At 69.0% G+C, this 13586-nt stretch carries 15 protein-coding genes; 5 read left to right on the forward strand and 10 right to left on the reverse strand.

Annotated elements, in window-relative coordinates; all coding sequences use genetic code 11:
- Positions 1-95 precede the first annotated feature (95 nt).
- From ACFV9M_RS40780 to ACFV9M_RS40800, 5 genes are read right to left on the reverse strand one after another with little or no spacing between them, the layout of a single operon-like run.
- Positions 96-263, reverse strand: coding sequence for a hypothetical protein (locus ACFV9M_RS40780; RefSeq protein WP_385078832.1), 168 nt, complete (start codon positions 261-263; stop codon positions 96-98).
- Positions 260-1387: a radical SAM protein gene (locus tag ACFV9M_RS40785; RefSeq protein WP_385078835.1), complete on the reverse strand. Its 1128-nt coding sequence runs from the start codon at positions 1385-1387 to the stop codon at positions 260-262. The genes ACFV9M_RS40780 and ACFV9M_RS40785 overlap by 4 nt, the downstream gene beginning before the upstream one ends.
- A 10-nt stretch (positions 1388-1397) precedes the next feature.
- The gene (locus ACFV9M_RS40790) at positions 1398-1976 is read right to left on the reverse strand and encodes a hypothetical protein (RefSeq protein ID WP_385078838.1); all 579 of its coding nucleotides are present in this window, start codon (positions 1974-1976) and stop codon (positions 1398-1400) included.
- The gene (locus ACFV9M_RS40795) at positions 1973-2374 is read right to left on the reverse strand and encodes an ATP-binding protein (RefSeq protein WP_385078841.1); all 402 of its coding nucleotides are present in this window, start codon (positions 2372-2374) and stop codon (positions 1973-1975) included. The genes ACFV9M_RS40790 and ACFV9M_RS40795 overlap by 4 nt, the downstream gene beginning before the upstream one ends.
- A gap of 11 nt (positions 2375-2385) precedes the next feature.
- A complete protein-coding gene (locus tag ACFV9M_RS40800; RefSeq protein WP_385078844.1) occupies positions 2386-2811 on the reverse strand; it encodes a hypothetical protein in 426 nt (141 codons plus the stop codon).
- A 153-nt stretch (positions 2812-2964) separates the two neighbouring features.
- On the opposite strand from ACFV9M_RS40800, the gene ACFV9M_RS40805 reads away from it, so the two are divergent.
- From ACFV9M_RS40805 to ACFV9M_RS40815, 3 genes are read left to right on the forward strand one after another with little or no spacing between them, the layout of a single operon-like run.
- Positions 2965-4065, forward strand: a complete 1101-nt coding sequence (locus ACFV9M_RS40805; RefSeq protein WP_385078847.1) for a helix-turn-helix domain-containing protein — start codon at positions 2965-2967, stop codon at positions 4063-4065.
- A gap of 14 nt (positions 4066-4079) precedes the next feature.
- On the forward strand, positions 4080-4748 hold the full coding sequence (locus ACFV9M_RS40810) for a YdcF family protein (protein ID WP_385078849.1): 669 nt from the start codon (positions 4080-4082) through the stop codon (positions 4746-4748).
- A complete protein-coding gene (locus tag ACFV9M_RS40815) occupies positions 4690-5514 on the forward strand; it encodes a WbqC family protein (protein ID WP_385078852.1) in 825 nt (274 codons plus the stop codon). Before ACFV9M_RS40810 ends, ACFV9M_RS40815 begins: the two co-directional genes overlap by 59 nt.
- 44 nt (positions 5515-5558) lie before the next feature.
- On the opposite strand, the gene ACFV9M_RS40820 is transcribed toward ACFV9M_RS40815, so the two are convergent.
- The 5 genes from ACFV9M_RS40820 to ACFV9M_RS40840 all read right to left on the reverse strand — a co-directional run bounded on the left by ACFV9M_RS40820 (position 5559) and on the right by ACFV9M_RS40840 (position 11270).
- A complete protein-coding gene (locus tag ACFV9M_RS40820; RefSeq protein ID WP_385078855.1) occupies positions 5559-7304 on the reverse strand; it encodes a relaxase/mobilization nuclease domain-containing protein in 1746 nt (581 codons plus the stop codon).
- Entirely contained in the window at positions 7301-7861 is a 561-nt protein-coding gene (locus ACFV9M_RS40825; protein ID WP_385078858.1) for a MobC family plasmid mobilization relaxosome protein, read from the reverse strand. The genes ACFV9M_RS40820 and ACFV9M_RS40825 overlap by 4 nt, the downstream gene beginning before the upstream one ends.
- A 359-nt stretch (positions 7862-8220) precedes the next feature.
- A complete protein-coding gene (locus tag ACFV9M_RS40830) occupies positions 8221-9084 on the reverse strand; it encodes a DUF2637 domain-containing protein (RefSeq protein WP_385078860.1) in 864 nt (287 codons plus the stop codon).
- 423 nt (positions 9085-9507) lie between these two features.
- A complete protein-coding gene (locus ACFV9M_RS40835; RefSeq protein ID WP_385078863.1) occupies positions 9508-10806 on the reverse strand; it encodes a DUF3631 domain-containing protein in 1299 nt (432 codons plus the stop codon).
- A gap of 233 nt (positions 10807-11039) precedes the next feature.
- Positions 11040-11270: a hypothetical protein gene (locus tag ACFV9M_RS40840; protein ID WP_385078866.1), complete on the reverse strand. Its 231-nt coding sequence runs from the start codon at positions 11268-11270 to the stop codon at positions 11040-11042.
- A 95-nt stretch (positions 11271-11365) separates the two neighbouring features.
- On the opposite strand from ACFV9M_RS40840, the gene ACFV9M_RS40845 reads away from it, so the two are divergent.
- Entirely contained in the window at positions 11366-12067 is a 702-nt protein-coding gene (locus ACFV9M_RS40845; RefSeq protein WP_385078869.1) for a helix-turn-helix domain-containing protein, read from the forward strand.
- The coding region (locus tag ACFV9M_RS40850; protein ID WP_385078870.1) for a tyrosine-type recombinase/integrase at positions 12064-13586 on the forward strand (1523 nt) is incomplete at its 3' end. The genes ACFV9M_RS40845 and ACFV9M_RS40850, both read left to right, overlap by 4 nt.

The following is a 13586-nucleotide window of genomic DNA, read 5'->3' on the forward strand; positions in this document are numbered from 1 at the left end:
GACCCGAGAACCACTACAAGGGCTGCACCCGCATCACCAATCGAAACGCCGAGCATCGCGCCGACAGCGGAACCCCTAACCGAGCGGCATTGGGATTAGTGGGGGTTGTCGTCGCCGGCGTCGCAGGAGCACTCGGCGCTCTCGACGACGTCGTCCAAGTCCGCGACGAGTGTCACGGCGGCCGAGGCCACAGGGGGCGCCGGGCGGCGGGCACTGCTGGGCGGACCGGTCAGGAGCTGTACCGGTACGGGTCCGGGCGTCATGGGGTCACCTTCTCTTTCTCTGTGTCTCCGTGCTGGCAGTAGCTGTGCAGCGGCGCCTTCGCCTCCTGGTAGTGCTTGGCCAGGGGACGGCAGACCCGGCAAGTGCCGGACAGGGCGCAGCCCTCGCACCCTCCGGTGCGAAGCATCAGGCGGTCGGCGATCGTGCCGAGTCGTCGCAGTCCTTCGATGCCTTCGGCCATGAGGTCGATCTGGTCGTCGCGGCCGACCTTGCAGATCGAGACCTTGGCGTGCGGGTCGGCGTGGAAGAAGGTGTGGCCTGCGTTGCATCCGGCGAACGGCTTGCGCTGCCGAAGGTGGTCCGCGGACTGCGCGAGGAGCGGTTCGCCGCCGCCGTAGATCGTCGGGGTCATGTTGGTGTACGCGTGATGCTCCACGCCCCACTCCCCTGCGAGCGCGGCCATCTCGTCGGCTTCGCTCGCGTTGTCCTCTGTGACCACGATGTTGATGCGCAGCGGCAGCCCGGCGGCGCGGGCGGCGTCCATCCCACGCCGGAACGCCTTCCAAGCTCCGCGCCGCTGAGTGAGCGCGTCGAAGGACTCCTCGCTCGCGCCGTACATGCTGACGACGAGGCGGTACGGCGGGCACTCCCTGAAGAGCTGGAGCAGGTCGGGGCGGAACAGCAGGGAGCCGTTCGTTGAGATCGTGAGCATCATTCCGGCCAGCCAGGCGTACCGGTAGGCGTTCTGGAAGTGCGGGTCCATGGTCGGTTCGCCGCCGGTGATCTGGAGCCAGATGACGCCGGCCTCGCGCATGATGCCCAGGAGCTTGGCTTTCCCCTCCCAGGCGAGGCCGGAGAAGGGGCGTTCGCCGAGGTAGCAGTGCTTGCAGCCGAAGTTGCATCCGAGGTTGATCTCCCAGGAGGCTCGGCAGTAGCCGTACGCAGACGGCTCGCGGATCAGGACCGTGTCTGAGGTCGGGGCACCGGCGACATCGAGGCCCCATGCTTCGGCCGCCAGGTCAACCGTCCAGTCAGGCAGAGGCTGCGCGCCGTCGGCCGCGCGGAGTTGCTCGTAGTGGGTGGCCGGGATGCGAGCCCCGGATCGAGCTCCGGGGCGCAGCAGAAGGTGGCCGTCGAGGAAAGGGGCAGCGATGAGCTGGTGCATGGCGTGCCTTTCACTGTTCGAGTCGGCAGTGCAGGGAGCAGTCCGGGCATGCGCGGCCCGAGATCGGGTCGGTGCCGCTGCCGTCGCAGGTCGAGCAGACGTCAGCGCGTGGGGCTGGCGCCTGGAACTGGGCGCGCCCGAACAGCAGTCGGTCTGCTGCGAGGGCGGCGTCCAGGTAGGTGTCGAGGCGATCGGCGCCTGCGGACTGTGGCAGCGGCTCAAGACCGAGCAGGAGGATCGCCTCGCCGGTGCGGGTTACCAGTTCGGTCCAGGGACGGCGGGTGGGCAGCCGCAGTCGGCGAGAGGCACCGGGGATGTTCAGCAGCACGTGGTCGCCGGCGAGTTGTAGGCAGGGCCTCAGGTCCGGGACGACCTCACGGGCTCCGGTCAGACCGCCGAGGCACGCGGACAGTCGCCGCATTCGGTCCTCGGCCGTCACGGCGATGCCGGTGTCGGTGAAGGCCGGAGTGTGCGTGATCAGGATGTGCGCGATCTCGTGGCCGTCCGGTCCGGCACCCGGCCAGGTCCAAGCGGCGAGCGACACCAGTTGGCGCAGTTCAGGGCCGGGCGGGTTGAGAGTGACGCTCATGGTGTCGTCCCGCCCTGGTTTTTGAAGCACGACCAGACGATCTTCCCGATCGGGGTGCGGTCCTCCACGCCCCAGTCGTCGGCAAGCGCGGTCACCAGGAGCAGCCCGCGGCCGGTGGTATCCGTGTCGTCAGGCCGACGGGGGTGGGGGCGTCGGCGGCGGCTGTCGTGTACTTCCAGGCGTACGACCTCGTCGCCGGCGTCGAGTTTGACCAGAAAGCCGCGGCCGGGGGCGGTCCTGTGGAGAACGGCGTTGGTGGCGAGTTCGGAGACGCAGAGTCGGACGTCTTCGCCTCGGTCCAGCAGACCCCAGTTGGTCAGGGCCTCGGTGGTGAAGGCCCGCGCCTCGCCGACCGACTCGGGCCGAGAATCAAAGAACCTCTTGATCGTCTTTGTCATCGCGATGGTCCTCATGACTCGGTGTCCAGGACGCGGGTGGTGCCGGAGTGCGGACGGTGGACGGGGCCGTTCCGAGGGACAGTCGAGTGCTTGGGACGCGGGCGCCGGACCAGCAGCAGCCGGGCACCGGCCGATTCGATCTGTCGCTCGCGTTCGGCCGCTATGGCCTTCGGGCCCAGGTGGGACATGGCGGGGGCGACGACGCCGTAGACGTCCGGCAGTGCGAGCACGTCGAGGAGACCGGTGAACGCTGCCGCGGCGGACCCTGCAGCGTCGCGGTCGGTGAAGAGGCCGGACAGCTGCAGCTCGTGGCTGCGGCAGTACTCGGCCAGCGAGGCGACCAGTGCGTCCTGCCGTGCTCGCGGTACGCGTACCAGCCGCAGGAGACCGTAGACGACCGGTCCGCTGACCGGGCGATGTTCCGTGAGGGGTTCCATGCTCAGGACCGTCCAGAGGCTCGACTCGTGGTGACGCTTCGAGCATGGCGGCGGACCAACTCGCGGGAAATCACCGCTTGTTCTACTTCCGTTCCACTTCCGTCCCGCCGTGTCGTCGGGTCTGCTTCGATGGCTGTTGGAAGGGAGGGACGCGTGGCGACCGTGCACCACTGGACCGGGCTTGAGGCCAAGGCGTTGCGGCTCGCTCTGCGGCTGAGCGTGCGGGCCTTCGCTGAGCGTCTGGGCCTGGCAGTCGCGACCGTGTCCAAGTGGGAGAGCAAGCTCGCCTCCACCGAGCCGAGGCCCGACACCCAGGCCATCCTCGACACCGCCCTCGGCCGTGCGGACGCCGCAGTCCACCTGCGCTTCGAGACGCTCCTGTCGGAGATGGCCGGCCCCGTCGCGACTATCGGCAGGCGTGTCACCTCGTCCGGCCCCAGGGCGTGGGAGTACGAGTCCTGGGCCGACGACCTCGACCGTGTCGTGGTCGCCTTGTCCCGGCAGAACTTCGCCTTCGCCGACAGCCTCCTCACCCGGTGGCTGGGTCGGTTCAAGACCCATGAGCTGGACGAGAAGGGCCTGTACCTCTTTGCCCGCTCCACCGCTCTGCTCGGCGACCTCAAGCGCGACCAAGGCGTCGTCCTGGGCCCGCTCTCTGCCCAGCACTCCTACGCCGGTGCCCGTACGGTCTTCACTCAGCTCGACATCCCCCGCCGCGTCGCCCAGCTCGATCTCTCGCTCGCAGTCGTCACCGAGATGTCCGGCAAGCTGGAAGTCGCCGCCCGCAACTACGAGACCCTCGCCGTCGACGACCGGCTCTCTCGCCGCGACCGGGCTCGTGCACGGCTATGGGTGGGGACCGCGCTGAGCAAGGACGGCGAGCACGACTACGCGACCCGCGTCATGCAGGCGGCGACCCGCGAGTTCGAGGACCTCACCGAGCCGGACGACTGGTCGGTAGCCCACCAGAAGCTCGCCCTGGCCCGCCGTGGCGCCGGTGATCTGTCCCAAGCCCTGTACTTCATCGATATCGCCCGCAGCAGTGGGACGACCGACTCACCGATGCAACGCGTACGACTGGACACCGCTCATGGCCACATCCTGCTCTCCGACGCGGCGACCCGGGATGATGGACTCCTCGTCCTCGACCAGGCCGCCAAGGTGGCTGCGCAGTACGGACTCGTGCACCAACTGCGCAGTATCGAGGGCGTCAAGGCCATGAGCGAGGGGGCGACCGGCCCCCGGCAACGGTGACCAGGGAGAAACGCGTGCGCAATGACCAGCAGGGCATCACCGAGGACCAGTGGCGCCAGGCCAAGCTGATCTGGGATTACCACCAGATGCGACACGAGCTGCGGCCCGTCGACGTGGCGATCGGACTGGGCAGCCACGATCTCGGCGTCGCGACCCGCTCCGCCGAGTTGTACCGGGCCGGGCTGTTCCCGACGCTGGTGTTCACCGGTGGCAACAGCCCTACCACCGCCAAGGTCTTCCCGCGCGGGGAGGCGGTCCACTTCCGTGAGCACGCCATCGACCTCGGTGTCCCCGCCGACGCCATCCTGCTGGAGCCCCACGCAGCCAACACCGGAGAGAACATCACGCTCTCACGTGAGGTCCTGGCCGCCTCCGGCATCCATCCGGCAACAGTGCTGCTGGTCTCCAAGCCGTACATGGAACGGCGATCGTTCGCGACTGCCCGCAAGCTGTGGCCCGACGTCGAGTTCCTCTGCGCGTCGGAGCCGCTGGAGTTCGACGACTACCTGAAGAGCATCGGGGACGAGAAGCTCGTTCTGGACATGCTCACCGGCGACCTTCAGCGGGTCATCGAGTATCCGAAGCTCGGATTCGCCATCGAGCAGGAAGTCCCCGAGGACGTACATGCAGCGTACGAATCTCTCATCCGCTCCGGCTTCACCAGCCGCCTCATCGCCTCGTGACCAGCCCGCTCCCGGCGGGCTGTGCGCGATCCACCAACCCAATCTGTTCCCGAGGCTGACGACGCTGGCCAAGCTGTTCGCGGCGGACTACTGGATCGTCCTGGACGATGTGCAGTTCACCCGCCGCGACTACCAGCACCGAGCGCGCCTCGCCGCGATCGACGCACCAGGCTGCCAGCGGTGGCTCTCCATCCCCACTCACCTCCCGAGCGGGCGATCCACCCTCATCCGAGACGCGCTGATCGACGACACCGAACTCGCCCGCCGACGGACCGCCGGAATGCTGCGGCAGAACTTCGGAGGCAGCCCACACTGGCCCTCCCTCGCCCAGGCCCTGGACCCGGTGTGGGATTCCTTCGCCACCGGGCGGACCGCGGTGATCGCGGAGACCTCCACCCGCGTGCTCCTCAACCTGCTCGGCTGGCGGGGCAGGATCTTCAGAAGCAGCCTCCTGTCCGCCAGGCCAGGCCGCTCCCTCCGGCTCGCCGACCTGGCCGCCGCGACGGGTGCTCGCGCGTACCTGTGCGGGACCGGCGGCATGACGTATCTCGACCCCGTCCCGTTCGCTGCCAGGAACATCGCCGTGGCTGCCTTCCGGCCCCCGACTACCGGCATATGGTCGACCGCACGCCGGCTCAGTGCCCTGTGGGCACTGGCGTCGCTCGGCCCGGACGCTCTGGCTTCCCGACTTCGTGCCGTTGCCGACGACCATGCCGCGCTCCGGGCCACCGCGCCTGAACTGCGGTCATCGGCAACGTCTGTCTGAGGTGACAGTAGTTCGGAGCCACGAAGGGCTGCCTCCTGCAATCGCTATCGCCGCAGGCGGCTCCCCCGCTCCGGAGCGGTAACCGGCGCCGGCGGACGCTGCTGGGCCGAGGCTGTAGTGCTGGCCGCTGATATCGACCGCGTCGAACGGATGCGTGCGGCTTCGGCTCGGCTGATACGTACGGGGTTGCGGGCGGTGTGTTGGATGCGCGTGATCAAGACTCGGGCGGGGCGGCGGGCGGTGTCGAGTTCGCGTTGCTCGGCGGCCTCCTTGAGGAGCTGGTGCGGTTTGTGGCCACCGGCCTCCGCATCGGCGAGAACTGCGGCGAGAGCAGGCCAGTTCTCGTCGGCGAGGATGCGTTCGGCGTGGTCGGGGACGGCAGCGCGGACGTCGCGGGCCAGGGTGCGACGGGCCTGTTCGCCCGGCTGGCGGTGCTCCAGGTCGGCGAGCACGGGAACAAGGGCATTGTCGGCGGCGGCTTGGAGGTGGCGGAGGGTCTGGCCGGCTGCGTCGGCCTGGTGAGCGTGGTTCCTCGCCTCGTGCCAACGCTGAGCGAGGATCGTTGCCCAGATCATGGCGGCGAGGAGGGCGGAGAGTGCGCTGCCGTCCGGGCCGGTGGCGGAGTGGATGATGTCGCGGGCCGCTATGCGTACCGCATTGCCAGCGCGGTGCTCGGCACGAATCAGGGAGCGTTGAGCACGGACGAACGCCCTTGATGCTGAACGCAGTTCGGCGCGTAGATCTTCGGGGGCGTGCTGAGCCGTGGCCTCGATCAGTTCGCCGAGTGCGGCTGCGTGGGCTTGGATTCGCGCGTCCTTGCCGGAGTCGTCGCCGTTGCCGGTCCCGTTGGTCAGCTCGGAGTGGAGCGTGTCGAGGGCGTCGGTGGCTCGGTGCCAGGGGGTGCTGGGGCGGTCTCGGCGGGCGGTGGCGTGTTCCTCTGGCGCGGTGGTTTCCAGGCGGGCCTTGAGCTTGGGGAGGGTGAGGTCGGGGGCGATCTTTCCGCCGGGGTGGAAGATCTGTTCGCCGTCCTTGTTGAGGTCGCCGGGGCGGCCGACGGCGTAGCCGAGGAGGTCTCCGGACGGTCCGCGGCGGGGCTTGACCGCGATGCCGTCGGCTTCGAGGTAGGCGAGGAGTTCCTCTGTGCTGCCGGCGTGGGGGATGGCGGCGCGGATGTGCTCCTGGAGCCAGTCGCGGCTGGTCTGCTCCCAGCCGCGACGTTCGGCCTTGTGCATCTCGGCCTGGGTGGGACGGCGCCCAGCGGTGCGGTCCCCCTTCTTGAGTTGGCGCAGACCGTAGTCGGACTCGACCTGGCGGCAGGCGCTGCCGACGCGGATACCGCTGTCGTGGAGTTTGGGGCGGCGGCCGTCTTCGCGAACAGTGGTGGCGAGGATGTGGATGTGGTCGTCCGCGTGACGTACGGCGATCCACCGGCACCCCAAATCGTCTCCAGATGGAGCGATACCCGCTGCCTCGACGATCCGCTGGGCGATGTCGGCCCAATCGGCATCGGAGAGGTGCCGGTCCTCGGGGGCCGCGCGGACGGGGCAGTGCCAGACGTGGTCGGTGACCGTCCTTCCGAACTCGCTGTTGCGGAGCCGGACAGGCTCGTCGAGGTGGCGGGCGAGCTGGGTGAGGGTGGCATCGGGGTCCCGGCCGGGGTCGGGCATTCCGAGCATGGCGAAGCCCGCGACGATGTGCGGGTCGAGATGTTCGTCCTGACGGCCGGGACCGTAGAGGTAGGCGAGCAGACCGCGGGTGTTGGCTCCGGCTGGTTTGATGGCGGCTATCACGCGGTCTCGTCCTTCCTGGGGGCGGCGGGTTCACGCAGCGCCTCGGCGATCAGTTCCAACAGGTGGTGCAGCTCGTCGAGACGGTCACGTACGTCGGATGGGGTCAGGTCGCTGTTGAGGGCACGGGCGATCTGGTTGACGTTGACCCCGATGCGGTTGAGTTCGCGCAGCACTTGGGCGCGGAACATGTGCATGCGACGGCGGTCCTCGGACAGCGGCAGGTTGGCGGTGAACCGGCCGGTGATGAAGGCGAGGACGATGTCGGCGGCGAAGCCGGACTCCCCCTTGTAGCCATGCTCGGCCGCAGCCTCCTGGAGGGCGGCGTGCTCGTCGCCGGTGAAGCGCAGCGGGCCGACGCGGACGGTCCGTTTGGTGCCGGTGAAGCGACGGATCGCCGGCTGGACGCTCTGCACCGCTCGCTCACCGGCCGCCGGCTCGGTCGTAGGTGCGGGGCGGAGGATTTGCTGCTGGACGGTATGGAGCTCGTCCTGGTCTGAGCCGCCCTCGGCTCCGACCTCCCGGTCCGGCGTCCCCTGGCGCTGGACCGTCTCCGCCACCCCTGGGGCGGAGCTCCCCGAAGGCCGGCCTTGAGTCGGACTCGGGGTACTACTGGCTCCGCCAGGGGCCGTCCCCCCACCAGGGTCTATCCCTCCGCCGAGGGCTGTCCTTCCGAACGCCCGCCTCAGCCGTGCGAGCAGCGGAGGGGACTGCTGCGGCGCAGGCGGCTCGGCGTGGGTGTCGTCAGGCAGGTGCTGGTTGTGTGACAAGGCGAATGCTCCAGGTGGGACTCGGCGAGTGAGGCGGAGGCGTCTGCGCGGCGAGGCCCTCGCGTCGTCCACAGGTGTGGAAATCTGCGGGCCGGTTGGCCGGTGCCCGGGTGGCCGGAAGAGTTCCGGTCACCCGAGCAAGCCCGGCGTCAGCGCTTGGAGACCTCGATACCGGCGGCTTCGAGTTCCGGCCGAAGCAGCTCCATCACCTCGGTCTGCCGCTCACTGCCGATCGCCAGGTCTCGGTCCTTGACGGCTGCTCGGAGCAGGCCGCGCGTGAGTTTGCCGTGCTGGTGAGCGGTGGTCCGGCCGATGTCTACCAGCTCCGCGATGGTCGCCTTCGGTGGCCGACCGCCGCTCGGTTTGGTCTCCGGTACCTGGGGCGCAGGTTCCGTCCGCTCGTCACCGGGAGCTTGCGCACCATCGGGAGCGGCATCCGGCCGGAGGCCGTGGCTGAGGTCGCCAACCGATCGGCCCTGAGCCTGGACGGAACCGATGACCGAGGAGTCGTCGGACGGCGCGACGAGTTGATGGATCTGTCGCATCAGGACGCCGAAGGCGACCATCGCGGCAGCCGGAGGAACGGCTGCGACCACGTAGTCGAGGACCGGGACGCTGCGCGCGTCGCCCGTGCCGTTGACTCCGCTGACCCCGGCGACGTTCAACGCGATGGAGCCGACCGATCCGGCTGCGGTCACGGCGATCGCCCAGAGGTCGGTTGTACGCCGCAGCGCAGCACGCAGCATGAGCAGTTCGCCCGCGACGATGAACGCGTCCAGCGTGGCGGGCCAGGCCCACCGGCGGATGGGGGACGCGCCGAGCCCGTGCTGGCCGGCGACGTCGGCGAGGTGCGCGTAGGACAGCCAGAACGCTCCGGCTGTCAGGGCGACGATGACGATGCCGGCCGCGCCGAGTACGAGCTGCTCGGCGTCAGCACGCTTCTTCGGCTGCTCTTCAGTGCGAGCGTCATCTCGTAGCCGCGGTGAGGGCGTGGTGAGGTGCGGGGAGGTCAAGCGGGAAGCTCCTGGGGGTAGTGGTGTGGGGCGTCTTTGCCGTCTCGGCCGTTGCACGTGCAGGTCAGCGCGGGACGGCAACGCCCCGGAAGTGCCGTCTCGGCGGGCAGCGCCAGCGTCTTGTCCCGACTCGGGACAGGGAGGTGGCGGCTTCCGGTTCGGGTTCTGTCTGGGGGGTGGCCTCCACCTGCCGGGACGGCTGCGTTGCGGCAGCCGTCCCGGCGAGCAGGACTGTGACCTATGGCGATACGGCGAGGACGCCTAGGACGGGGCAAGACGGCTCTGGACGCCGTCTCTTGGCCGGGTACACGTGCGGGGACGTGTGCGTTGCCGTCTTGTCCTCGGCTGCCGTCTTGCCGGTGCGTGCCCTGACCTGCGAGACCACGGCAGGGACGGCAAGTACGGCAACCAGGGAGGTGGAGGTCAGCCCTCGCCGCGAGGGGTGTCGACCGGGTGGACGGTGGGGCAGTACCGCCGCCACGCGTCGAGGAACTTGTTGCGCGTGTATCCCTTGCGCTGAGTCCGGTCGGCCATACGTACATTGCCAGGCCGGATGTCGTAGTCGCGCAGCATCCCGCTGAGCTCTCGGGAAGTCAGGCCGTAGCGTCCACGCTCTCCCCACGGTGCTTCGGCGTCCGCGTTCAGGGAGTGCAGGAGCTCCTCGGTGGAGAGGCTGTCCGCCTCCCGCTGGGCGAAGAAGACTCGCCGGATGTCTGCGAGGATGCGCGCCCCGCTGGGGTGGTCCTCCTCGGCTGCCACCTCGGCGGCGACCATCCGTGCGCACGCGATGCGCGCGAGCCGGGGCCAGCGACCGCCGGCCAGGTCGGCGACGATCACCAAGGGCTCCCAGGTGTCGGCGGCTCGGTCCTCGACCGGCATCTTTGGCTCCAGGCTCGCTGCGTCCTCCAGCAGTGGGAGGGCCCAGGTACGGATGCGGTCGCGCAGTTCGTGCAGGGCCGGAATGTCTCGTCGTGAGCGGAAGGGTTTGACCTTCTCGCCCTCGGCCCTGCGGCGCATGCGGATGACCACCGACCGGTCCATCACCGTGTCCGGCAGGTCCCCGATGCCCGCGATGGCCGCCATGGCGAAGGTGGCGAACTTGTGCGGGGTGTGGTCGTTGCCAACGACCCGGGTGACGTACCGGCCGCGCTGATGGCCGGCGTTGAGGAGGCCGCGTGTCTCCTCGTTCTTCTCCGCGACCTTGGGGCCGAAGATGGTGTCGGCCTCGTCCACCAGAAGCGTCGGCGGCTCCGCCTCGTTGATCGAGCGGAAGATGGCCGCTGGTGTGGTGTTGATGGTGAGCATCGGCTCGTGCACCGTCTCGGTCAGCACGTCCAGCAGTCGCGACTTCCCGCACCGCTTCGCCGGTCCAACCACCGCGAGACGTGGGGCGTGCTGCCACGCGGGCTGGAGCTGCGTTGCCGCCACCCACAGGGTGATCGCGTCCAGCGCCTCGGATGAGGGCGGGATCACGAACCGGGCTATCTGGGAGCGCAGTTCGTCCAGCAGCTTCGAGCCCGGTGCCGGCTCCGCGTCGGGGATGGACTCAAGGTCCTTCGCCGGATCCGCCACGCTGCCGTCGGCCGTACCGTCGTCCAGGTCCGCTGTGGCACCGTCGGCCTGCGTGGAGCTCAGGTGGGCGCCAGGCTGGCCCGGGATGGCTGTGGCAGGCCAGGCCCCTCGGGCAGGGGCGGAATAGGCGTCGGCGTTCGCGGGTTCCACTGGGTGGCTCCTCGTCTGGCGGTGTCGGGCTTGCACGCCCCTGCCGCCGGGTCGGTTCTCATGGGATTGCTGGGGAGTCTTGGGGCCTCCGGCGTTGCACCGCCGGAGGCTCTCCCTCTTCTCACGGGGGCTACGGCACCGCGAGCGACCACGGACAGTACGTCCATGCCGTGCCACAGTCCAGCGTTTCTGTGTCAGCTCAGCGCAGAAGCGCCTGCGGTATGTCAGACGCTTCACGCTGCCAGCCCCAGCAAGGCCAACAAGTCTGCGGTCACCACCCGGTAGGCGTTCCCGAGCCGGAGCACCTTGCACGGGTATTGGCCGCGCTTGGCCAGCTCGTAGCCCTTGCTCCGACCGAGCCCCAGCGCCCGATTGCCCGTCTCCAGGTCAACGGCAGCAGGGAGCCCCAAAAGCTCATCGCGACTCATCCCCTTCACTCGGCCTGCCTCTTCGTTCTCTCGCATGCGCACTCCATCCCATGACTGAGCCCATGGCGAACGCGACCTCCGCGCCCGTCTTCAAGTCTTGGAATCAACGCTAAGCGAGCTAATGTGTCTCTATGACACAACACCAACGTCACCATGGATCGAAGAAGACCGACGACGAGGACGACGTCCCGGAGTGGGTGGACCAGGTCATGGCCACCGTGGCCGGCGAGGTCCGCAGACGACGGAAGGAACTGGGGTGGAGCGCGCAGGACTTGGCCGACAAGTGCGAGGAGATCGGCCACCCGATCCCTCGCAACGTCATCGCCAACATGGAGTCCGGACGCCGCTCCAACCTGCCCTTGGTCGACGTCATCGTGCTGGCCGAAGCACTGAACACCCCGCCCATCTGCCTCGTCTATCCCGTCGGCTACGTCGACGACGTGCAGCGACTCCCACTCCAGCACCCCACCACGTCGATGCACGCGTTGCGCTGGTTCACCGGGGAAGAGACCGATCTCGGCGCGGATGACGACATGCTCCGCTACTTCCGCGCCCACCACGCTGCGGAGGAACAACTGCGGAAAGCGCTCTGCGACGAGGACTATGCGCGCTACCACGCCGAGACTGCCCCGAACGCCGGCCGGAAGGCAGAAGCCCTGCGCTCTCAGGCACGGGCCGCCGAGGCGGCCGACGACGCTGCCAGCCGCCTGCGCAGAGTCCGCGCCTTCATCCAGGAAGAGGGCGTCACACCACCAGCACTGTGGCTTGACTTGGCCACCGCGATCGACTCATCCGAGAGCGATCCCGATACCACCGAGGAGAATGATCTTTGAAGGGCTCCACCTACCGCCGCTGCTCCTGCCGCGACCCGAAGACCGGCAAGGAACTCGGCACCTCCTGCCCCAAGCGCAACAGCAGGAACCACTGCACCTACTCCATACGCCAGGAGCTCTCACCGCGCGAGGACGGCACTCGACGCTCCTTCGCCCGAGGCGGGTACGGCAGCCTCAAGGCGGCTCAGGCCGACCTCGACCACGTCCGTGCCCTGCTCGGACTCGCCGACACGGATGACCCCGAGGGCATTGAACTCATCGCCGAGATGCTGGCCGAGGTCAGCCGCGAGCGCTCGCCCCTGCCCGAGGTCGAGGAGACGAGGCGGCGCCTCAACGCCGGCCAGGACCTCATCGGCGGCCTGACCGTCGCCGAGTGGCTCGACCGGTGGCTGGCCGGCAAGCGCATACGCAAGTCCGGCCTGAGCCGCTACGAGACCGACATCCGCGTCCACCTGAAGCCGCGCATCGGCAACCGGCGCCTGGACCGGCTGCGCGTCAGCCACCTCAGCGAGATGTTCACGGACATCCGCGACGCCAACGCCCAGATCCTGGAGGACAACGCCCAGCGGCGGGCCGCACTCGACGAGCTGGCGACCGTGCCCTGGAAGGGCGTCGAGAACCGAGCCCGCCGCAAGGCGATGAAGGCCGCCATCGACGACATGCCGCCCTTCCGGCGCGTCACCGGCCCCGCCACGCGCCTGCACGTCAAGGCCACCCTCCGGGCCGCCCTGAACGACGCTATTGGGCAGCAGATCATCACGTTCAACCCCGCCGCCCACGTCGAGATCGACCCCGTGCGCAAGCCGAAGGCGCTCGTGTGGACCGATGAGCGGGTCGCCAAGTGGGAGCAGACGGGCGAGAAGCCGTCACCCGTGATGGTCTGGACGCCGCAGCAGACCGGGGCCTTCCTCGACTTCGTCGCCGAGGATCGGCTGTACGCGATGTGGCACCTGATCGCGTTCCGGGGTCTGCGCCGTGGCGAGGCGTGTGGGCAGCCCTGGTCGGAGACGAACCTCGACACCCACTCCCTCACCGTCTCCTCCCAACTCGTCCAGGACGGCTGGGAAGTGGAGGCGTCCGACCCCAAGACCGACAGCGGTTCCCGCGTGGTCGCCCTGGACGACGACACCGTCGACGTCCTGAAGCGCCACCGCGAGTGGCAGGACAAGGCCCGCGAGAAGTGGGGCACCGCCTGGGTCGAGACCGGCCACGTCTTCACCCAGGAGGATGGCTCCTGGCTCCACCCCGGCAAGGTCACCGACCTCTTCGAGCGTCTCGTCGCCGCTTCCGGCCTCCCGCCGATCCGGCTGCACGACCTGCGCCACGGCGCGGCCACCCTCATGCTCGCCGCCGACATCGACATCAAGATCGTGTCGGACACCCTCGGGCACAGCGACACCCGGATCACGCGGGACATCTACCAGAACCCTCGGGAATTGCATCAGACGGGCGAGAAACTGCAGGTTGCGAGGTCAGAACAGCGTCCGGTTATGACTCCACCCTCCTACAACTTGGCGGC

Origin of the sequence: Streptomyces sp. NPDC059895, assembly GCF_042731035.1 — a bacterium.
In the GTDB taxonomy this organism is placed as follows: Bacteria; Actinomycetota; Actinomycetes; order Streptomycetales; family Streptomycetaceae; genus Streptomyces.

Bases quoted from the DNA above. Each gene is read 5' to 3' on its own strand.
- ACFV9M_RS40800 (WP_385078844.1), bottom strand. From the start codon at position 2,811: ATGGAACCCCTCACGGAACATCGCCCGGTCAGCGGACCGGTCGTCTAC.
- ACFV9M_RS40790 (WP_385078838.1), bottom strand. From the start codon at position 1,976: ATGAGCGTCACTCTCAACCCGCCCGGCCCTGAACTGCGCCAACTGGTG.
- ACFV9M_RS40815 (WP_385078852.1), top strand. From the start codon at position 4,690: ATGCAGCGTACGAATCTCTCATCCGCTCCGGCTTCACCAGCCGCCTCA.
- ACFV9M_RS40840 (WP_385078866.1), bottom strand. From the start codon at position 11,270: ATGCGAGAGAACGAAGAGGCAGGCCGAGTGAAGGGGATGAGTCGCGAT.
- ACFV9M_RS40780 (WP_385078832.1), bottom strand. From the start codon at position 263: ATGACGCCCGGACCCGTACCGGTACAGCTCCTGACCGGTCCGCCCAGC.
- ACFV9M_RS40785 (WP_385078835.1), bottom strand. From the start codon at position 1,387: ATGCACCAGCTCATCGCTGCCCCTTTCCTCGACGGCCACCTTCTGCTG.
- ACFV9M_RS40795 (WP_385078841.1), bottom strand. From the start codon at position 2,374: ATGACAAAGACGATCAAGAGGTTCTTTGATTCTCGGCCCGAGTCGGTC.
- ACFV9M_RS40845 (WP_385078869.1), top strand. From the start codon at position 11,366: ATGACACAACACCAACGTCACCATGGATCGAAGAAGACCGACGACGAG.